This window comes from Pseudomonas sp. CLCA07, assembly GCF_053615335.1.
In genome coordinates, this window is record NZ_CM132131.1 from 164,437 (window position 1) to 185,941 (window position 21,505).

General features: G+C 61.2%; 9 protein-coding genes and 3 pseudogenes. 7 read left to right on the plus strand and 5 right to left on the minus strand.

The window, feature by feature from the left end; all coding sequences use genetic code 11:
* The first annotated feature begins 4 nt into the window (after window positions 1-4).
* Together ACWGZX_RS00755 and ACWGZX_RS00760 are read left to right on the plus strand one after the other, a co-directional pair.
* Entirely contained in the window at window positions 5-1,345 is a 1,341-nt protein-coding gene (locus ACWGZX_RS00755) for an HlyD family type I secretion periplasmic adaptor subunit (RefSeq protein WP_223511136.1), read from the plus strand.
* A 5-nt stretch (window positions 1,346-1,350) separates the two neighbouring features.
* Window positions 1,351-2,679 carry a TolC family outer membrane protein gene (locus ACWGZX_RS00760; RefSeq protein WP_452626888.1) on the plus strand — a complete coding sequence of 443 codons (1,329 nt, stop codon included), beginning with the start codon at window positions 1,351-1,353 and terminating at the stop codon, window positions 2,677-2,679.
* A 112-nt stretch (window positions 2,680-2,791) separates the two neighbouring features.
* Here ACWGZX_RS00760 and ACWGZX_RS00765 read toward each other — a convergent pair.
* The 3 pseudogenes from ACWGZX_RS00765 to ACWGZX_RS00775 all read right to left on the minus strand — a co-directional run.
* A pseudogene (locus tag ACWGZX_RS00765) lies at window positions 2,792-3,233 on the minus strand (GFA family protein).
* Window positions 3,220-4,016, minus strand: a pseudogene (gene istB / locus ACWGZX_RS00770) (IS21-like element helper ATPase IstB). Before istB ends, ACWGZX_RS00765 begins: the two co-directional pseudogenes overlap by 14 nt.
* Before the next feature lie 21 nt (window positions 4,017-4,037).
* Window positions 4,038-4,313 (minus strand): annotated as a pseudogene (locus tag ACWGZX_RS00775) (IS21 family transposase); the annotation flags it as partial.
* On the opposite strand from ACWGZX_RS00775, the gene ACWGZX_RS00780 reads away from it, so the two are divergent.
* Window positions 4,209-4,823 (plus strand): hypothetical protein, encoded by a 615-nt coding sequence (locus ACWGZX_RS00780; protein ID WP_452626889.1) that lies wholly within the window; start codon window positions 4,209-4,211, stop codon window positions 4,821-4,823. The pseudogene ACWGZX_RS00775 and the gene ACWGZX_RS00780 sit on opposite strands and share 105 nt — an antisense overlap.
* Window positions 4,824-5,022: 199 nt before the next feature.
* Here ACWGZX_RS00780 and ACWGZX_RS00785 read toward each other — a convergent pair whose 3' ends face one another.
* Window positions 5,023-15,504, minus strand: coding sequence for a peroxidase family protein (locus tag ACWGZX_RS00785; RefSeq protein ID WP_452626890.1), 10,482 nt, complete (start codon window positions 15,502-15,504; stop codon window positions 5,023-5,025).
* Window positions 15,505-16,173: 669 nt separating this feature from the next.
* Here ACWGZX_RS00785 and ACWGZX_RS00790 point away from each other — a divergent pair.
* From ACWGZX_RS00790 to ACWGZX_RS00805, 4 genes are all read left to right on the plus strand, one after another.
* Complete coding sequence (locus ACWGZX_RS00790; protein WP_452626887.1) at window positions 16,174-17,910, plus strand: type I secretion system permease/ATPase; 1,737 nt, start codon at window positions 16,174-16,176, stop codon at window positions 17,908-17,910.
* A 6-nt stretch (window positions 17,911-17,916) separates the two neighbouring features.
* Window positions 17,917-19,257 (plus strand): HlyD family type I secretion periplasmic adaptor subunit, encoded by a 1,341-nt coding sequence (locus ACWGZX_RS00795; protein WP_223511136.1) that lies wholly within the window; start codon window positions 17,917-17,919, stop codon window positions 19,255-19,257.
* 5 nt (window positions 19,258-19,262) lie between these two features.
* Entirely contained in the window at window positions 19,263-20,591 is a 1,329-nt protein-coding gene (locus tag ACWGZX_RS00800) for a TolC family outer membrane protein (RefSeq protein WP_452626888.1), read from the plus strand.
* A gap of 195 nt (window positions 20,592-20,786) precedes the next feature.
* Window positions 20,787-20,987 carry a hypothetical protein gene (locus ACWGZX_RS00805; protein ID WP_452626891.1) on the plus strand — a complete coding sequence of 67 codons (201 nt, stop codon included), beginning with the start codon at window positions 20,787-20,789 and terminating at the stop codon, window positions 20,985-20,987.
* Between the two features lie 145 nt (window positions 20,988-21,132).
* Here the strand turns inward: ACWGZX_RS00805 and ACWGZX_RS00810 are convergent, their stop codons facing one another.
* The gene (locus ACWGZX_RS00810) at window positions 21,133-21,468 is read right to left on the minus strand and encodes a hypothetical protein (RefSeq protein ID WP_223511141.1); all 336 of its coding nucleotides are present in this window, start codon (window positions 21,466-21,468) and stop codon (window positions 21,133-21,135) included.
* Window positions 21,469-21,505 lie beyond the last annotated feature (37 nt).

Below are 21,505 nucleotides of genomic sequence, written 5' to 3' on the forward strand. Positions count from 1 at the left end.
GATCATGCAAATGAGCCAACACACCGAGATGATTCATATCGATCCCAAGAACGTGGTGGATCTGAACATCCATAGACCCGCGCGCTGGGGCATTTGGCTGGTGATCGCCGGCTTCGGCGGTTTCCTCCTGTGGTCCTGGCTGGCGCCGCTGGATGCCGGCGTGGTAGCCACAGCCACGGTCAAAGTCACCAGCAAAAGCAAAGCCGTGCAGCATCTCAGCGGGGGGACCGTGGAGGCGATTCTCGTTCAAGAAGGCGATGTCGTGGCAAAAGGTCAGGAAGTGGTGCGCCTCGACTCCTTGCGTGCCCTTGCCGAACAAGGTGCGGTCAGCGCCCAGTACATCGTCAGCAAGACGGTGGAAAACCGCCTGGAAGCGGAACGTGACAACCGCGCTGTGGTGAACTTCGATCCCGAGTTGCTCAAGCGCTTCAGGGGTGACCAGCGCCTGATGGCCGCCATGGATCTGCAACAGCGCCTGCTGGACACCCGGCGCGCGGGTCTCGCTGGCGAAATCAGCATCCTGGAAGAAAACCTGGCGGCGTCGGCGGTGCAGCTCAAGGGCCTGCAGCAGGTCTATAGCGCCCGCGGCTCGCAGATCAACTTCCTCAACCAGGAACTACAAGGCACCCGCGTGCTGGCGGCCGAAGGCTATGTGCCGCGCAACCGCCTGCTTGAGCTGGAACGCAGCAATGCCGACCTCGCCGCCGGTCAGGCCGAGAACCTCAACAACATCGCTCGTGTGCGCAGCCAGACCACCGAAATCAAACTGCGCATCCTGCAGCGCCAGCACGATTACCTGAAGGAAGTCGAATCGCAACTGACCGACACCGCCAAGGAAAACACCACCCTGGCCGACCGCTTGCGCGCGCTGGACTATGAAGTGACCCACACCGTGATTCGATCGCCGATCGATGGCATGGTCCAGGCCCTGAGCATTGCCACCGTCGGCGGGATCATTCAACCCGGCTTCAAGATCATGGACATCGTTCCGCTCAACGAACCGCTGCAGGTCGACGCGATGATCCCCGTGCAGGCCATCGACAAGATGGTCCCCGGCCTGGCCGTGGACATCGCCTTCCCGGCCTTCAACCATGCCCGGACGCCCAACATCCCCGGCCGCGTGAAGACCATCTCCGCTGACCGCCTGCTCGACGAGGCAAGCAAGGAGCCGTTCTATCTGGCCCAGGTGGAAGTCACGCCCGATGGCATGGGCCTGCTGGGAACCAATCACATTCGCCCCGGCATGCCCGCTACCGTCACCATCAAGACTGGCGAACGCAACATGATGAGCTATCTTCTTAAACCAATGCTCGACCGTGTGGACAGCTCATTCAAGGAACAATGAAATCAATGGGACGTCATTGCCTGTTCCTCTGCCTGCTAGGGCTGGCTTTACCGGCCAGCGCCATGGACCTCAAGCAAGCCTGGGACCTGTTGCAGTTCCAGGGCCCTATCTACCGCGCCGCCGTGCATGAAAAAGAGGCCGGTTCGGAAAACCGCGCCATCGGCACGGCCGGCCTGCTACCGCAGATCAATGCCTCGGCCTACGACAACAAGGTCAATGGCTCCCAACGCCAGAACGGCGTTGACAATGATCTGGACTACACCTCCAAGGGCGCTAACGTGCGCCTGCGCCAGCCGCTGTTCAACAAACAGAAGATGGCCGAGTACCGCCAGGGTCAGCAGCGTGCCGACTACAGCGTCGCGGTGTTCGATGCCAAGACGCAGGACGCCGCGGTGCGTCTGGCGGAAAGCTATTTTGATGTGCTCCTGGCCAGCGAAACCATCGTCCTGGCCAAATCCAAGCTGCGCGCCTTCGACGAGCAACTCGCCTCGGCGAAACGGCGCATGGAGCTGGGGGCCGGCACCATCACCGACATCGACGAGTCGGTCGCTCGCCGCGACCTCGCCGATGCCGAACTGATCGAAGCGCAGGACAACCTGGTCAACGCGCGCAGCAAACTTGAGGAATATATCGGTGAAACCCCCGAATCGCTGACGACCTTACGTCCGAGCTTCGATACACCGCCGCTGCTGCCGAGCAACCTGCAGGACTGGTTGGTCAAAGCCCAAACCGATAGCCCGCTGATCCACGCGCGCCGTTATAGCAGCGACCTCGCCGAAGAAGAAGTGAAGCGCGCCAAGGCCGGCCACTGGCCAACACTGGATTTCATTGCCGGCTACACCGCGGGCCAGAGCCAATCACTCTCCGAATTGAATCAACGCAACCGCTACGGCTCAATCGGGCTGGAAGTCAATTTCCCGCTGTTCAGCGGAGGCGGCGTCAGCGCGCTGACACGCCAGGCCAGTGCCAATAGCGATAAGGCCCTGGACGAACTCGACGCCACACGCCTGGAAGTCATCTCCGGAACCACCCGTGAGTTTCGCGGCATACAGAGTGGCGCCAAACGTATTCACGCGCTGGAGAGAGCCGTAGAGTCCAACGAACGCTCACTGATTTCGACACGCAAGGGCTTCAAAGAGGGCGGCACCAGCACCAACGTGGACGTCCTCAATGCCGAAGAGCTGCTCTTCGTTGCGCGCCACGATCTGTTCGAGGCCAAGTTGCGCTATTTGATGTCGCACCTGCGTCTGGCCTCCTCGGTGGGCAGTCTGGGCGACGACGATATCGAGCAAATCAACAACTACCTCGGCCCGGAACTGCTGGTCACCAACTGACATCCACCTGCCGGCCGGTTATGCGAAACAATGGCTGGCGGGCGTACCACCCTATAAAAAACAGTCAAATTTCCGTCGATCAGATCGAGACATTCGACATCGCTCGCGCCCCCTACGCCTCAAAACGCCCCGTGGAGTCTCGATCACGCTCGTATCGTCGTGTAAGGGGAAACGGCGGCAACCAGGACTCGCGACACACGGTCCAGCTTTCATAGGTGGGCACCAGTTGGTCAGGGACATCCAGGGACCCGAGGTTCACTTCGATTTCGTCCGCGGTGCGCGCGAACACGGATGAGCCACAGCGCGGACAGAAATATCGCCCGGCGTAGTCACGTGTTTCGCCGTCGATCGTTACCGCATCCTGAAGGAATATCACGGATGCGTGAAACAGCGCCCCATGGTGTTTGCGGCAGTAGAGACAATGGCAAACGCCGACCCGGAATGGCTGCCCCCGACGCGACAATTCGCACGTTGCCGCACAGGCAACCGCCGGTGAATCCCACCGCATGCAGGCATGCGGCAGGGTATTCCCGGTGTCGATCAAAACGGTTCATCGTCCTCTGTACCGTCGTCGTCCTTGCGCTTTCGCTCACGTGATTTGATTTTTGTCTGGGCGACCAAGCTGCTGTGTTGCAGCCGGTAGGACTCGTTGCCCGTTTCGACGATGTGGCAGTGGTGTGTCAGCCGATCCAGCAACGCCGTGGTCATTTTGGCGTCGCCGAACACTCGACCATTCCGAGAAGCTGAGGTTGGTGGTGATGAGCACGCTGGTGTGCTCGTATAGCTTGGACAGCAGGTGAAATAACAGGGCACCACCGCTCTGACTAAAAGGCAAATACCTCAGTTCATCGAGTATCACCAGGTCTGTGCGAAGCAGCCCTTGAGCGATTCGGCCTGCCTTACCCTCGTGTTTTTCGCGCTCCAGCAAATTGACCAGATCCACCGTGGAGTAGAAGCGCACGCGTTTGTTATGCGTCGTGATCCCGGACACGGCCAAGGCGGTGGCCAGGTGGGTCTTGCCGGTTCCAGGCCCGCCGATGAACACGACATTCTGCGCGGTATCGGTGAACTCCAGTCTGGACAGATCCCTGACCAAGCGGGTGTCTGCGCTGGCTGAAGTCGAAGCCTGCCAAATCACGATGCATGGGGAGTTTGGCCATGTTCATCTGATGATTCACCGAGCGTACGGCGCGATCTGCATGTTCCTGTTGAAGCAGGTGTTCGAGCAGCCATTTCGACGACGCCGTCGCGGCTTCGCCTTGGGACGCAAGTTCTTCCCAGGCGCTGGCGATGCCATGCAGACGCAGCTCCTTGAGTTCCGCCATAAGATCACGCATTACGCGTCTCCTCATCGGTGGTACGGAGCCGGTCGTAGCGCGCGGTATTGGCATCATTTCCACCCGTTCCAGTTCCAGCACGTCCGCCACTGTCAATCCGCTGTACTGCGGGTGCGGCAGCTCGCTCCAGAGCGCACGATAATGTTGTCCGAGCCAGACATTCAGTTCTTCAAAGGTGTGGAGCATGCAATCTTGAGCATCGAGCCAGATGTGTCGCCGGCTGTCCTGGACGTTCTTTTCGACGATGCCTTTCTCCCAGCCCGAGGCCACGTTGCAGAAGCCCGGATCAAACAAATAGTCATTCTTCTCGATTCGACCCAGGCCGCGCTTACCCTCATCGTGATAAGCGACGAGCCAAGACTCCAGAGTTTGCTCAGGGTTTTCCGTGACAATCCCTCAAAACAGGCGCTGTTTCAGGCAGTGATTGAGGATGAGATTAGAAACAGCAGCGAAATGCTGGCTGGTGGACAAAACGCATCAGGCGACCAGCTGGAGCAATGTTTACGCAACTACCTAAGTACCTTTCATGTCCTTCATCCAGAAGAAGGTTGTGTCCTTCCAGCCTTGGGTGGAGAGATTGCGCGCGCCGAACCGGAGGTACGGGTGGCCGTCGAAAAAGGCCTGAAGCAAATACAGAAAGCCTGGGCCGATCGTCTCGGTAGCCCTAATGCGGCATGGGCCGTCATCGCTCAATGTGTGGGAGCGCTAGTCCTGTCCCGAGCAGTCGAGAAAGAACGAACTCGCAAGGAAATCATTGCCTCGACCCGCAAAGCTATTGAAAAGAGCTATTTCACGCCGGAAAAATAGAAGAACGTCTCCGATTATGCGAGAGCAGCTCGCAACGCCATGATCATCGCTATCGCTGCAAAATCCTGGTCGATTCAGCCCTCCCTGAATTCCCACACAGAATGCATTCATGAGGCAATTGAGTGGAAGGAGAAAGGGAGGGCATCCATTGCCCTCCCCTCCGCTGTCCACGCTCTCTGCGACAGTACTGACCAGGACCTCAAGTGGCCAGAATGAAGTCCGTGGCAGTAACGGTTGTTGCATCGGCCACACCTACCAGGCGGATGGTGTCATTTCCGATGGTGACCACGGTATCCGCACCGGCATCGGCGACGTTGACGCTACCGGCAAAGTCCGCCGCCGTGATGTTGAATGCGGCAATATTGAGCCGATCCTGACCGCCGCCGATGGGATTGGTTTCGAAACCGATAATCAAATCGTTTCCGAAACCTGCGCTGAACACGAAGGTGTCATTGCCAATGCCACCCGCGAATACGTTGTCTGACGCATTACCGACCACCGTGAAGTTGCCGGTACCGCCAAAGAACACATTCTCGACGTTTGCGTCCAGGGTGTAGCTCGCGAGCGAGGTCCAGACCGTATCCGTGTCTGCGCCGGCGAGCTCGTTCACCACGTCCCCAAGGTCGGTGACTTCATAGGTATCGTTGCCGACGCCACCGACCATCGTGTCGGCACCTGCGCGACCGATGATGAGGTCGTTACCTGCGCCGCCGATGAGGACGTCGTTACCCGCACCGCCCACGATCGCGTTGTCGAGCTCGTTGCCGGTGCCCGCAAAGTTGCCGCTGCCGCCGAAAAACAGATTTTCGACGTTGGCACCCAAGGTGTAGCTCGCGACCGAGGTCCAGACCGTATCCGTGTCTGCACCGGCGAGTTCGGTCACCACGTCCTCGAGTTCGCTGACTTCATAGACATCGTTGCCGACGCCACCGACCATCGTGTCGACACCTGCGCCACCGAGGATGACGTCGTTACCTGCGCCGCCGGCCAGGAAGTCGTTACCCGCACCGCCCACGATCGTATTGTCGAGCTCGTTGCCGATACCCGCAAAGTTGCCGCTGCCGCCGAAAAACAGATTTTCGACATTGGCACCCAGGGTGTAGCTCGCGAGCGAGGTCCAGACCGTGTCAGTGTCGGCACCGGCGAGCTCGTTCACCACGTCCCCAAGGTCGGTGACTTCATAGACATCGTTGCCGACACCGCCGGCCATCGCGTCGGCACCTGCGCCACCGAGGAGGACGTCGTTACCCGCACCGCCCACGAGCGTGTTGTCGAGCTCGTTGCCGATGCCCACAAAGTTGCCGCTGCCGCCGAAAAACAGATTCTCGACGTTGGCACTCAGGGTGTAGCTCCCGAGCGAGGTCCAGACCGCGTCGTTGCCGGCACCCGCGAGCTCGGTCACCACGTCCCCAAGGTCGGTGACTTCGTAGATATCGTCGCCAACACCGCCGGCCATCGTGTCGGCACCCGCCCCCCCGATGAGAATGTCATTGCCCGCGTCACCATTGAGGATGTCGTTGCCGCCCAAGCCGTTCAGGATGTCGTTGCCATCACCTCCGCTGGCCACGTCGTCGCCTGCCGTGCCGGTGAATATGTCGACACCGGCGGTACCGACAAACAGATCACCGACCACTGTCGTTGCTGCAGAGATGACTCGCTCAAGTGTACCGAGGTCATCGGTGTAACTCGCGATGACACGCAGTTGTTGACCGACCTGCGCCTGGCCGGGCGTGAAGGTCGTGCCCGTCGCACCGGCGATGTCGGCAAAGATCACACCGCTCCCCGCCTGCCACTGACGGGTAATCACCGAGGTCGCGGTCCCGTCGGCGTCGGTGAACGCATCCGTGGCGGTCAAGGCCGAGCCTTCCGTCGGGGTCGTATCGCTGATCAGCACCGTGCCAACCGGCAGGACGTTGACGGGGCTGCCGCCGAGCGGCGCAGTTGGCGCGGTCGGCGCCGAGAACACGCTTTCCAGCACGCCGTGGGCGTCCTGATAGACGGCCCTGACGCGCAGCAGCAGTCCCTCCTCAGCCGCGGTCACCGTGAAGGTCGGACCGGTCGCGGTTCCTAGTCCGCCTCCGAGCGCAATACCGATGTCGTCGAAGATACCTGTGCCCGGGTTTGTTTCGACCTGCCATACGAAGGCGATGGGACTGGTGATCGCACCTCCGCTAGCGACATTGTCCGCATCGCTGACGGTGTCGGCCAACACCGTTAACACTTGTCCAACGGCCGGCGTGCCATCGCTGATCCTCAGCAAGCCCACCGGCTCGGCGTTCAAGCCCGCCACCAGGACCCGCGACTGATCGGCGAACTGCAGCCGCTCGATATTGCTGAGCCTGTCAGTACCGTCCCGACCCACGACGCTGTCGGCCACGGAGATCGTGCCGTCGACGTTCTCGATGACGGTGTAGTCGGCCAGAAGGCCGGTGTACAGGGCCGTGTCGAAGGAATGGCCAGGGTTAAGGGGGTCAGGCGCATCCGTCAGGATCTCACGGACGGCGACGAGTTGGCCGGGGTTGTAAGTGCCGTTGAGCATGAGCGGCACCAACGGGACCATGCTGTCGAATGTTGCGATCTCCGGACCTGTGCCATCAATGTTCTGCCGCACGCTGATACGTACATTGAGCCACTTGTCACCGTCGATCAGGTCATCGCCACCACGGCCTTGGATGATGTCGCTGCCGCCGCCGCCGAGGATGATGTTGCCGGCGCCGAACTGATCGTCTGCCGTGACTATAATGCCGTCCGGGCCGGCTGCTGCGGTGCCGACGAACGGGCGCAGGCCGCTGACCAGGTCGAAGTTGGTGAGCACGCTGCCCTGAGCACCGGCAGCCGCGATCACGGTGGCATCGGCATCATCGCCACGCAGGATGTCGCTGAAGTGCGATCCCGTCAGACCTTCCACCAGTTGGAACCGAGCCACGGTTGCGGCCAACTCCGGCAGTGGCGGCGCAATAGCGATCTCGGCGAGGCTCAGGTCGACGGACACGCCGAACGGGTCGTCCTTGAAGCCGGCCCAGTCGTAACCGGAGCCACCCAGGTAGCGGTCCCCCGCGCCGCCGTTGCCGAACATGATGTCGTCGCCACCTTCGGCCATGAATCTGTCGGGCCCGCCGGTGCCGATGTAGATGTCGTTACCGCGTATCAGATCGAGCCCGTTCGGGTCGAAATTATCGCCGGGAGCACCATCGGCGGTTCCCTTCTCGATCCAGTCGTCGCCTTCGTTGCCCATCAGTTGTTCGTCGGCGACACTGCCCATGATGAAGTCGTCGCCCGCGCCACCGAAGACCTCCGAGGAGTCCTCACCGGTGACGATGAAGTCCTTGCCGAAGCCGCCGAGGTTCAGATTCACGCCGTTGCCACTGTGGATGACGTCGTTGCCGTCGCCGCCATGAATGGTGTCGTCGCCACCCAGGTCCGTGATGATGTCGTCGCCGTCGCCCCCAACCATGAAGTCGTTGCCGTTGCCACCCTCGAGGCGATCATTGCCACCGTCGCCATAGAGCGTGTCGTCGCCGTCGCCAGAGACGAGAATGTCATTGGCGGCCGAGCCACCGAGCACCACATGGTCTTCGCCGGTGTAGTGCAGGTAGTTGGTATCGGCGCCGACCGTCGCGGGGTTGTCCCGAATCACCAGCGGCGTGAGGAGGATGCCGCCGACAGGGTCGGCATTGCCCGGCAGGTTGTCGGCGGCCTCATTGACTAGCGTCAATGGATCGTCGACCAGTATGCCATCCGGCCCGGCAATCACGCTCTCGTTGAACTGCCTGGTCGGGTCGACCTCGAGGGTAAAGGCCGGAGTCAAGAACATGACGGCTGGGAGGTGGGTCGCATCGGTGTTGGCCATCACCAGTCTCGCGAACGAGTTGTTCTCCAACTCGGTGACGAAGTTAAGCCCCGCGTTGCGTTCCAGGTAGTAGAAGCGGTCGGCGTTCTGCAGCTTCTCCATCTGGTTCTCGAACACGAAGTTGAAGGTCGAGCCGAGCATGCCGCCAAACGGCATTTTTTCCTCGGCGAGGCCGCCGATCCAGAGGTCGATGTTGTCCAGACCGGTAATGGTGACGCCGGTCGGGCCACTCGCCCAGGCGCCGGTGCTATTGAGGAAGTCCAGCCGGTCCGCCGGCTCGCCGGCGCCGCCCAACACCAGGAGAGAGGCCGCCGCGCGCTTCCCGTCGAGCGTGGTGGCGCTGGTAATGGAGGCGTGCGTGCCATAGGCGGCGATGAAGTTGATCAGCGATTCCGGGTGCTTCAGGTGTTGCACCAAATCGGACCAGCTGATGTAGGGCTTCAGGTTGCTGTCGCCGGTGCCGGCGTAGAACTCACGACGCGCCTCGTTCAGGGTCGGAAGCCCGGTATCACGACCGCGCGCGATGTTGAGGGCGGGCAGGTCGAGCGGCAGGCCCAGCAAGTTGTTGCGCACCGCTTCGGTGACGAACTCATCGATCTCGTTGCCGACCTGGCGCGTCACGCCGCGGACGATGGCACCGGCCGCCTGCTCCGGCGTCGGGCCGCTGGCCGCAAACGCCAGCGGATTGAGGAAGGCCTGAATCAGGCCGACATCGCTCGAGACGAAGTTGGGGTCCAGCCGGTCGATGGTCTCGGTCAGCATCGAGTGGCCGAGGCGGTAGACCGCGTGCGCGAACTCGGCGACGATCGCCGGGTTGATCTCGGTTTGATAATTTTGGTGTTCGCCAAGGAAGGGATCGATGTTCGGCTGAATGGTACGCGCGAACTCTTCGAACACCAGGTGCTGGTACTGCATCTCGGTACCAAATTTCGCCGCCTGGAACAGGCGCTCTCCGTTCCAGTGCAGGGCAGCGATCTCAGCCGCGGTTGTTGGCAACACCAACAATTGGGCATCGGGCATCAGCCACTGGTTCAGGAAGTTGACATCGTTGGAGGCGATGGCCACATCCTTGGTGTGCTGGACCAGACGGTTGTGCTCCGAGTGGAAAATCGCGTGGACGGTGGTCAGGCCGATGTTCTCGTTGACCCGGCCGTCGCCGGCGATGTAGTGCGCGTCAAGCAGTTCGTTGTCGTAGGTGCCTGCGGCCACCGGTCCGCCGGCAACGAGGTCGGCATCGGCCGTCAGTGGCGCGCCGGTCTGGCTGTCCACCGGAACGGCGTTATGGGCGACATCGATGAGGAACTGGTGGCCGGTGCGCACGGCATTGACCAGGCTGATCGGCGCAGCAGGATTACCCTCGACGAGAACATCATCGGCGGTATCAGCAATACCATCCGCGCCCCTCATCATGACCATCGGGAAGCCGTTCGGGCCCTTGATGAAATTGCCGTAGGCATCAGTGGCGAGCAGCGGCACGTTGTCGAAGTCGGCATCGGTAAGATTAATGCCAAGCATGTCGCGCGCCTGCGCCTTTACCACTTTCCAGGTGGCCATCCCACCGATTTCGACGTCGTCGGCAGTGCCGAACCGGCCATCGGCGCCCAGGTCACGATTGGTGATCAGCTTGCCGGTCGCCACCGGATCGCCGGCGGCATTGAACTCGTAGGCGCGCAGGAACACCTGGTGCGAGGGATGCGAGGTATAGGTCTGGTTCTGGTCGACGAACGGCGTGGTGGTGTTTGCAGCCTCGTGGATGTCGTCGGCGGTGCCGAGGATGCCATCGGGCCCGGGCAGGTTGGTGGCGCGCGTCAACACCATGAAGTTGGTCGGGCTGCCCGGAACGAACAGCGGATCGTCCGGCTGCAGCGGGATGAACACCGTGCCGCTGCCGCCCTTGGTCACCAGGTCGAGGCCGTGGTCGAAGAACTGACCGAAAAAGGTCATCCAGGTATTGAACGGTGCGGACAGACCTGCGTCCGGCGCCTCGTTAGGCATGAAAAAGGTCTGGAACGTCGTGCCGTCGGTACGGGTTCCAGTAACGACCTGCGCACCGTCCTTCAAGACATCGTCAACCGTGCCGAGGATGCCATCCGGACCGGGATCGAACGTGGCCGCGATCGCTGCCGGGTTGTTGGCGGTGTTGTCGGCGATCAGATTACTGATGGTGCGAGGCTGCGAGTCGGTCACCAGGCCGCTGGTCTGGGCGTAAGAGGTGCCCGCCTCCGCCGTATCGAACTGCGCCGGGACCAGTCGCGGGAAGACCGTGTCGGCTGCACCGAACTCGTTCTGACCCGCCACCAGGTTGTTGAACGACCCGTCGACCGTGCGCAGGCCCAAAGGCACCCGTGCATTCGGCAGCATGCTGAGGAGATCCTCACCGGCCGCATTCCTTTCCGAGATCAGAATCTGATCGAGAATGAACTGCAGATCGGCCCGGATATAGTGCACACCGGTGCTGGCGACCGGAGTCTCGACCGGCAGCGGGGCTGCCGCTGGCGGAGCAACGCCGGCTACAACTGCTGCGGTTGGAGCAGAGAACGCAGTCTCGAGCACGCCATTTTCATCCTTATAGACGGCCCTGACGCGCAATTCCAGCCCGGCGAGATCCGGGGTCACCCTGAATGTCGGCCCGGTTATGTGCGCCAATGCTGCGCCCCCGTCCGCAATACGGGTGATGTCCTGAAAGACGCCCGTACCCGGGACTGCTTCGAACTGCCAGTAGAAGGCGATCGGTCCGGTGATGGCACCGCCGGCGTTGTCGGCATCGGTCACGTCGGCAGCCGACACCCTCAGCAACTGACCCGTGGTCGGCGTAGCGTCCGGGGTGTTGCTGGCAGCATCGAGTATGGTCAGCAAGCCCAGCGGGTCGTTGTTGAGCCCGACCCCGCCTGGCAGGGTGAGCGACTGATCGTTGAACTGCAGCCGCTCGACATTGGTCAGGCGGTCGGTGCCGTCGCGCCCGACGACGCTGTCGGCAACGGTGGTCACGCCGCCCACAGTGGTGACGGTATAGTCGAGCCGGTTGCCAGTGAACAAGGCCGTGTCGAAGGCGGGGGCCTCCGTCAGGATCTCGCGGACGATGACCAACTGACCGGGGTTGAAGGTACCATCGAGCATGAACGGGATCATGGGCTCCATGCTGTCGAAGGTGGCAATCTCCGGCCCAGTTCCGTCAAGGTTCTGGCGCACGCTGATGCGCACATTCAGCCACATGTCGCCGTCGATCAGGTCGTCACCGCCGCGGCCTTCGATGATGTCGCTGGCACCACCGCCGAGGAGGATGTTACCCGCGCCGAACTGATCGTCTGCCGTGCCCAGGATACCGTCCGGGCCGGCTGCAGCCGCGCCAAGAAACGCCCGCAGACCGTTGACGAGGTCAATATTGGTGAGCACGCTGCCTTGGACACCGGCAGCGGCGATCGCGAGCGCGTCGGCATCATCGCCGGTCAGCATGTCGCTGAACGCCGACCCCGACAGACCTTCCACCTGGGGGAACTTGGTATGCACGCCTGCAACTGAAGGCGACAGGGCCGATTGCTCGAAGGCGATGCGGCTCATGTCCACAGTCACGCCGTAATGATCATCCTTGTAGGTGGCCCAGTCGAAACCGGACATGCCCAACATCTTGTCCGGGCCCTCACTGCCGATGAAGATGTCATCGCCGCCTTCACCGATCATTTCATCGAAGCCGCCGTCACCGCTGAAGACGTCGTTGCCGTCGGTCAACTTTGCCAGCAAAGCCGGTGGCAGGTTACCGGTGAAATTGTCGCCGGGGGCGCCGTCCTGGGTCCCGACCTCGATCCAGTCGTCGCCATCGCCGCCCATCATTTGTGCGTTCAGCCGGCTGCCGAGCATGAAGTCATTGCCAGCGCCAGCGAAGACCTCCGAAAAGTCCTCGCCGGTGACGATGAAATCGTTGCCGTCACCGCCGAGGATGATATTGGTGCCGTTGCCGCCGTGGATGACGTCGTTGCCGGCCTCACCGTGGATTACGTCGTCGCCGCCCATGTCGGTAATGATGTCATCGCCATCGCCACCCTCGATCTCGTCATTGCCGTAGCCGCCTTCGAGGCGATCATTACCGGCGTCGCCCCAGAGCGTGTCGTCGCCGTCGCCAGCGACGAGAATGTCATTGCCGGCGGTGCCGCCGAGCACGACATGGTCTTCGCCGGTGTACTGCAGGTAGTTGGTATCGGGCCCGACCGTGTTGGGGTTGTCACGGATGACCAGCGGCGTGATTTCGACGCCGTTGATCATGGTGCCGCCAGTGGGATCGGTGTTGCCAGGCAGGTCGTCGGCGGTGCCCACAATGCCGTCCAGACCGGCAATCACGCTCCGGTTGAACTGCCTGGTGGCGTCGACCTCGAGAGTAAAGGTCGGGGTCGAGAAGATGAGGCCCGGGAGATGGGTCGCGTCGGTGTTGAGCATCACCATCTTGGCGAACGAGTTGTTCTCGAGCTCGCTCAGGAAGTTGAGTCCCTGGGTGCGGTGCAGGTAGTAGAGCCGGTCGCCGTTTTGCAGCTTCTCGAGCTGGTCCTCGAAGACGAAGTTGAAGGTCGAGCCGAGCATGCCGCCGAACGGCATTTTTTCCTCGGCCAGGCCGCCGATCCAGAAGTCGATGGCATCAACGCCGGTAATGGTTGCCCCATTTGCCAGGTTGGCATAGACGCCGGTGCTGTTGAGGAAGTCCAGGCGATCCACCGGCTCACCGACGCCGCCCAACACCAGGAGCGTGGCCGCTGCGCGTTTCGCGTCGAGCGTGGTGGCGCTGGTAATGGAGGCGTGCGTGCCGTAGGCGGCGATGAAGTTGATCAGCGATTCCGGGTGCTTCAGGTGTTGCACCAAATCGACCCAGCTGGTGTAGGGCTTCAGCTGGCTGTCGCCGGTGCCGGCGTAGAATTCACGGCGCGCCGCGTTCAAGGACGGGATGCCGGTATCGCGGCCGCGCGCGATGTTGAGGGCGGGCAGGTCGAGCGGCAGGCCCAGCAAGTTGTTGCGCACCGCTTCGGTGACGAACTCATCGATCTCGTTGCCGACCTGGCGCGTCAAGCCGCGGACGATGGCGCCGGCCGCCTGCTCCGGGGTCGGGCCGCTGGTCGCAAACGCCAGCGGGTTGAGGAAGGCCTGAATCAGGCCGATCTCGCTGGAGACGAAGTTGGGGTCCAGCCGGTCAATGGTCTCGGTCAGCATCGAGTGGCCGAAGCGAAAGACCGTGTGTGCGAACTCGGCGACGATCGACGGATTGACTGTGTCATCGAAGTCAAGGAAGGCATCGACCTGCGGTTGAATGGTGCGCGCGAACTCTTCGAACACCAGGTGCTGATACTGCATCTCGGTGCCGAATTTCGCCGCTTGGAACAGGCGCTCACCGTTCCAGTTCAAGGTCGACAGATCAGCAGGAACAGACGTGACGGGCGTCAGCAGCCACTGGTTCAGGAACGTCAGGTCGCCGGCGGCCGCTGAGGCGAGGACCGTGTCCTTGGTCTGCTGGACCAGCCGGTTGTGCTCGGAGTGGAAGATGGAGTGGACGGTGGTCAGGCCGATGTTCTCGTTGACCCGGCCGTCGCCGGCGATGTAGTGCGCGTCGAGCAGCTCGTTGTCGTAGAAGCCGGCGGCCACCGGGCCGCCGGCAACGAGGTCGGCATCGGCCGTCAGTGGCGCACCGGTCTGGCTGTCCACCGGGCTGGCATTGTGCGCGATGTCGATGAGGAACTGGTGACCGGTGCGGATCGCCAGCGATGCGTCGATCGGCGCCAGCGGATTGCCCTCGACCAAGCCGGTCGCGGTCACGATCTGCGCAAAGCCGTTCGCCCCCCGAATGAAGTTACCGTACGCGTCGGTCGCCAACAGCGGCAGGTCGAGGGCGTCGAGATCGTCGAGCTCGATGCCAAGCATGTCGCGCGCCTGCGCCTTCACCACTTTCCAGGTGGCCATCCCGCCGATTGCGACGTCGTCGGCAGTGCCGAACAGGCCATCGGCGCCCAGGTCACGATTGGTGATCAGTTCGCCGGTCGCCACCGGCTTGCCGGCGGCATCCAATTCATAGGCGCGCAGGAACACCTGGTGCGAGGGATGCGAGCTGTAGGTCTGGTTCTGGTCGACGAACGGCGTGGTGGTGTTTGAAGCCTCGTGGATGTCGTCGGCGGTGCCAAGGATGCCATCGGGCCCGGGCAGGTTGGTGGCCCGCGTCAACACCATGAAGTTGGTCGGGCTACCCGGAACAAACAACGGATCGTCCGGCTGCAGCGGGATGAACACCGTGCCGCTACCGCCCTTGGTCACCAAGTCGAGGCCGTGGTCGAAGAACTGACCGAAGAAGGTCATCCACGAGTTGAACGGCGCGGACAGGCCCGCGTCCGGCGCCACGTTAGGAATGAAAAAGGTCTGGAACGTCGTGCCGTCGGTACGGGTTCCAGTAACGACCTGCGCACCGGCCTTCAAGACATCGTCAACCGTGCCGAGGATGCCATCCAGACCGGGATCGAACGTGGCCGCGACCGCCGCCGGGTTGGTGGCGGTATCGTTGACGATCAGGTTGCTGATGGTGCGCGGCTGCGAGTCGATCACCAGGCCGCTGGTCTGGGTATAAGAGGTGCCCGCCTCAGCCGGGCGGAAGACTGGAGTGGTCATGCGCGGGAAAATGTTGTCGGCTGCGCCGAACTCGCTCTGACCCAGTCTCAGGTTGTTAAACGTCCCGTCGACCGTGCGCAGACCAAAAGCAAATTCCGGGCTCGGTATGAGGTCGACAAGCGACTGACCGGCCGAGTCTGCTTCCGCGATGAAAATCTGCTGGAGAATGAACTCCAGGTCCGACTTGTTGAAATTGGCCATTTTGGATTGCCCTCGATCTGTCTGGGTGAAGGCGCGGGACGAGAAAATCCTCCCGCGCCCAGTCAAGTGCTGGCTTGCGCAGTTTGTTAGTTGTGTTTTTTTTGCGAGAGCTCTGGCGTTACCCGGGACCCGGGATATGCGCCTGGAATTCGCGAAATGAATTGCTCGCCGGGCGATCAGGCAGAGCGGATTCGAGCCGTGGGTGGGCCATGGAATCTGGAAGTGAAGGCGAACGTCCTGGACAGCCCTTTCCCTCTGCAAAAGCACGAAATGAACGACATGATTCTGCTCCTCTCAGGAGAATCACCGCGCCTTGCGTTGCCAAAGCGATGGCAAGCTTCAGGCGGGCGCCCCCCCCGATAACATAAGACTAAAGTTCCATAGCAAATCTTTGTCAATATTACGTCGATAAAACAGACGACTGGTGTCATGCCTCGCAACTAGCTGTTTTTTAAAAGATATATAGGCAGTTGAGTGCAGGTATAGAGCGAAATGTTATTTCTAACTGTTTCACCGCCACCTACGCTCTTGCATAAGGGAGCACCGCAGCGATTTCGCAAGAATCGCCAATAGAGCGACCCGCCTGCGAGTCGACCAGCGGCCTACAAAACCACATCTACCGTTAGCTGTTGAGCTGGAAGGAACCGGCATTTCGAAGGGGAGATCCATATGCCCAAGCAGTCGAGCACCCGTTCCGAACTGGCCGACGCGCTCTTTCGCCTGCGCCACAGTTTTTACGCGCTGGCAGCCTTCAGCGGCGTCATCAACGTCATGATGTTGACGCCAGCCGTGTACATGCTGCAGGTCTATGATCGGGCCTTGGTCAGTCGTAACGTCACAACATTGACGATGTTGACCGTTTTGGTGATAGGCCTGTTTATGTTGATGTCCACGCTGGAAATGGTCCGCACTCGCATGCTGATCCGGGTCGGCAACAACCTCGACATGGACCTCAACCGGCGCATCTTCACCGCCGCATTCGAGCGCAACCTGAGCCGCGCCGGAGGTAATCCGGCCCAGGCCCTGCAAGACCTCGCGCAGGTTCGTCAATTCCTCACCGGCAATAGCCTGTTCGCGTTCTTCGATGCGCCGTGGACACCGATCTACCTGTTAGTCGCCTATCTGATCCACCCGCTGCTCGGACTGCTCACGCTGATCGGCTCGCTGATTCTGGTGGGCCTGGCTTATCTGACCGAGAAGGCGACGCAGAAGCCGTTGGCCGAAGCCAATCAGGCCGCACTCTCCTCCTCCAGCTACGCCAACAACAACCTGCGCAACGCCGAGGTCATCGAGGCCATGGGCATGCTGCCGTCGATCGGCAAGCGCTGGTACCAAAGCCATTTGCGCATTCTGGAAATGCAGACCCTGGCCTCCGACCGCGCCGCCATGATCAGCAGCACCGGACGCTTCGTGCGTATCACTTTGCAGTCGCTGATCCTCGGCGCCGGCGCGCTGCTGGCGATCGAAGGCAAGATCACCCCAGGGATGATGATTGCCTGCTCGATCCTCACCGGCCGCGCGCTGGGCCCGGTGGAACAAGTCATCGCGTCGTGGAAACAACTGCTCGGCTGCCGTTCGGCCTGGGGCCGGCTCAACGAAATGCTGAGCGATTATCCGCGCCGGCCACCGAGCATGTCGCTGCAGCGGCCGCTGGGCATGCTGGCGGTGGAGAATGTGTATGCCGGTTCCCCCGGAACCAACAACACCATTCTGCGCGGAGTGAGCTTCAGCCTTGTACCCGGCGAAAGCCTTGGCGTTATCGGTCCATCCGCCTCGGGCAAATCCACCCTCGCCCGCCTGCTGGTTGGCGTCTGGCCGGCGCAGGCCGGCAAGGTGCGCCTGGACGGCGCGGACATATTCAATTGGAACAAGGGCGAACTTGGCCCCTGGCTCGGCTACCTGCCACAGGACGTGGAGCTGTTTGAGGGCAGCATCGCCGACAACATTGCGCGCTTTGGCGAAGTGGACAGCGAAGCGGTCATCCGCGCCGCCAAGACCACTGGAGTGCACGAGATGATCCTGCGTTTTCCTCAGGGTTATGACACTCGCCTGAGCACCGATGGCAGCCCGCTTTCCGGTGGTCAGAAGCAACGCATCGCCTTGGCCCGCGCGCTGTATGGCGAACCCAATCTGATCGTGCTGGATGAGCCGAACGCCAACCTCGACGACGTCGGCGAAAAGGCCCTGGTCGATGCGCTGGCCAAACTCAAGGAGCGTGGCGCCACCGTCATTCTGATTTCCCATCGTCCCAACGTGCTCTGCGCCGTCGATCAGGTGCTGATGCTGCGTGACGGCGCCGTGCAGATGCTCGGCACGCGCGACGAAGTATTCGCAGCGCTGCGCAAGGCCGCTGTAATGCCTGCAGGCGTGTCAACTCCGCTGGCCTCCGTCAAATCACGGGAGTGATCGATCATGCAAATGAGCCAACACACCGAGATGATTCATATCGATCCCAAGAACGTGGTGGATCTGAACATCCATAGACCCGCGCGCTGGGGCATTTGGCTGGTGATCGCCGGCTTCGGCGGTTTCCTCCTGTGGTCCTGGCTGGCGCCGCTGGATGCCGGCGTGGTAGCCACAGCCACGGTCAAAGTCACCAGCAAAAGCAAAGCCGTGCAGCATCTCAGCGGGGGGACCGTGGAGGCGATTCTCGTTCAAGAAGGCGATGTCGTGGCAAAAGGTCAGGAAGTGGTGCGCCTCGACTCCTTGCGTGCCCTTGCCGAACAAGGTGCGGTCAGCGCCCAGTACATCGTCAGCAAGACGGTGGAAAACCGCCTGGAAGCGGAACGTGACAACCGCGCTGTGGTGAACTTCGATCCCGAGTTGCTCAAGCGCTTCAGGGGTGACCAGCGCCTGATGGCCGCCATGGATCTGCAACAGCGCCTGCTGGACACCCGGCGCGCGGGTCTCGCTGGCGAAATCAGCATCCTGGAAGAAAACCTGGCGGCGTCGGCGGTGCAGCTCAAGGGCCTGCAGCAGGTCTATAGCGCCCGCGGCTCGCAGATCAACTTCCTCAACCAGGAACTACAAGGCACCCGCGTGCTGGCGGCCGAAGGCTATGTGCCGCGCAACCGCCTGCTTGAGCTGGAACGCAGCAATGCCGACCTCGCCGCCGGTCAGGCCGAGAACCTCAACAACATCGCTCGTGTGCGCAGCCAGACCACCGAAATCAAACTGCGCATCCTGCAGCGCCAGCACGATTACCTGAAGGAAGTCGAATCGCAACTGACCGACACCGCCAAGGAAAACACCACCCTGGCCGACCGCTTGCGCGCGCTGGACTATGAAGTGACCCACACCGTGATTCGATCGCCGATCGATGGCATGGTCCAGGCCCTGAGCATTGCCACCGTCGGCGGGATCATTCAACCCGGATTCAAGATCATGGACATCGTTCCGCTCAACGAACCGCTGCAGGTCGACGCGATGATCCCCGTGCAGGCCATCGACAAGATGGTCCCCGGCCTGGCCGTGGACATCGCCTTCCCGGCCTTCAACCATGCCCGGACGCCCAACATCCCCGGCCGCGTGAAGACCATCTCCGCTGACCGCCTGCTCGACGAGGCAAGCAAGGAGCCGTTCTATCTGGCCCAGGTGGAAGTCACGCCCGATGGCATGGGCCTGCTGGGAACCAATCACATTCGCCCCGGCATGCCCGCTACCGTCACCATCAAGACTGGCGAACGCAACATGATGAGCTATCTTCTTAAACCAATGCTCGACCGTGTGGACAGCTCATTCAAGGAACAATGAAATCAATGGGACGTCATTGCCTGTTCCTCTGCCTGCTAGGGCTGGCTTTACCGGCCAGCGCCATGGACCTCAAGCAAGCCTGGGACCTGTTGCAGTTCCAGGGCCCTATCTACCGCGCCGCCGTGCATGAAAAAGAGGCCGGTTCGGAAAACCGCGCCATCGGCACGGCCGGCCTGCTACCGCAGATCAATGCCTCGGCCTACGACAACAAGGTCAATGGCTCCCAACGCCAGAACGGCGTTGACAATGATCTGGACTACACCTCCAAGGGCGCTAACGTGCGCCTGCGCCAGCCGCTGTTCAACAAACAGAAGATGGCCGAGTACCGCCAGGGGCAGCAGCGTGCCGACTACAGCGTCGCGGTGTTCGATGCCAAGACGCAGGACGCCGCGGTGCGTCTGGCGGAAAGCTATTTTGATGTGCTCCTGGCCAGCGAAACCATCGTCCTGGCCAAATCCAAGCTGCGCGCCTTCGACGAGCAACTCGCCTCGGCGAAACGGCGCATGGAGCTGGGGGCCGGCACCATCACCGACATCGACGAGTCGGTCGCTCGCCGCGACCTCGCCGATGCCGAACTGATCGAAGCGCAGGACAACCTGGTCAACGCGCGCAGCAAACTTGAGGAATATATCGGTGAAACCCCCGAATCGCTGACGACCTTACGTCCGAGCTTCGATACACCGCCGCTGCTGCCGAGCAACCTGCAGGACTGGTTGGTCAAAGCCCAAACCGATAGCCCGCTGATCCACGCGCGCCGTTATAGCAGCGACCTCGCCGAAGAAGAAGTGAAGCGCGCCAAGGCCGGCCACTGGCCAACACTGGATTTCATTGCCGGCTACACCGCAGGCCAGAGCCAATCACTCTCCGAACTGAATCAACGCAACCGCTACGGCTCAATCGGGCTGGAAGTCAATTTCCCGCTGTTCAGCGGAGGCGGCGTCAGCGCGCTGACACGCCAGGCCAGTGCCAATAGCGATAAGGCCCTGGACGAACTCGACGCCACACGACTGGAAGTCATCTCCGGAACCACCCGTGAGTTTCGCGGCATACAGAGTGGCGCCAAACGTATTCACGCGCTGGAGAGAGCCGTAGAGTCCAACGAACGCTCACTGATTTCGACACGCAAGGGCTTCAAAGAGGGCGGCACCAGCACCAACGTGGACGTCCTCAATGCCGAAGAGCTGCTCTTCGTTGCGCGCCACGATCTGTTCGAGGCCAAGTTGCGCTATTTGATGTCGCACCTGCGTCTGGCCTCTTCGGTGGGCAGTCTGGGCGACGACGATATCGAACAAATCAACAACTACCTCGGCCCGGAACTGCTGGTCACCAACTGACTTCCACCTGCCGCCGGTCGAGCTGCGTTCCCCCTAGGGCAACTTGAGTTCATAGTTGCCCGACATCCCGCTCACTTCCGAACTGAACGCACCATTGCAGTGCAATGCATTGGCGAAAACCTGATTTTTAAACTAGGGTCTCTACGCAATCAAATGTCCCCCGCTTATGCGTAGGCGACTGATCAAGGAGAGATGATGATGTCCGTTCGCAACGCCGAAAAAATTTATCGCGCCTGGTCGAGCCCGATCCTGCTGGAACTCAAAGAGAGAGAACACCAACTGGACCCCGATGCGCGCCAGGCACTCGACAACGTTTTGGTAGAAAGACGGCTGATAAACCTTGGCAACCCTTCAGGCGCTGATCGGCGCAACGCTGATCACGACACACATCAGTAACCCGCGTGCGCATGTCTTATTAAAAATCTACCTTTTGCTCATGCATGCAGAAGTTCGATATCCAAGGGAACTGGCACTACGCCATTTATGTCGTAGCGCAACCACTTGGAGAATCGGATGACTCACACTCGTTACTTTCAAATCACTACAAACACGCCTTGACTGCCTTGCGCATCGCGTCGGACTTGGCCCACGGTGGCCCCTGATACAGCGAAACCCGGCTGCCGTCCTTGTATTTGACGATGTCCAGAATTTCGTCCGCCGTAAAGATGCTCGGTGCGTTGATTCGATAACCATTGGAAATGCCGGCCTGAGTCGTCTTCGGAACTTCTTTCTGCCACTCTGGCAAAATGCATGCGGCCAGTTCTTTCGGCGGTTTGTTGCTGTATTTGCTGACGTTAGGCTCACCCGGCACCACAGACGCCGGCAACGAACAACCTGCCAACATGGCCAGCATTACGCCCCCAATTAACATCCGCATGACGCACCCTTATCCCGTAAAAACGCGAAATGTACCG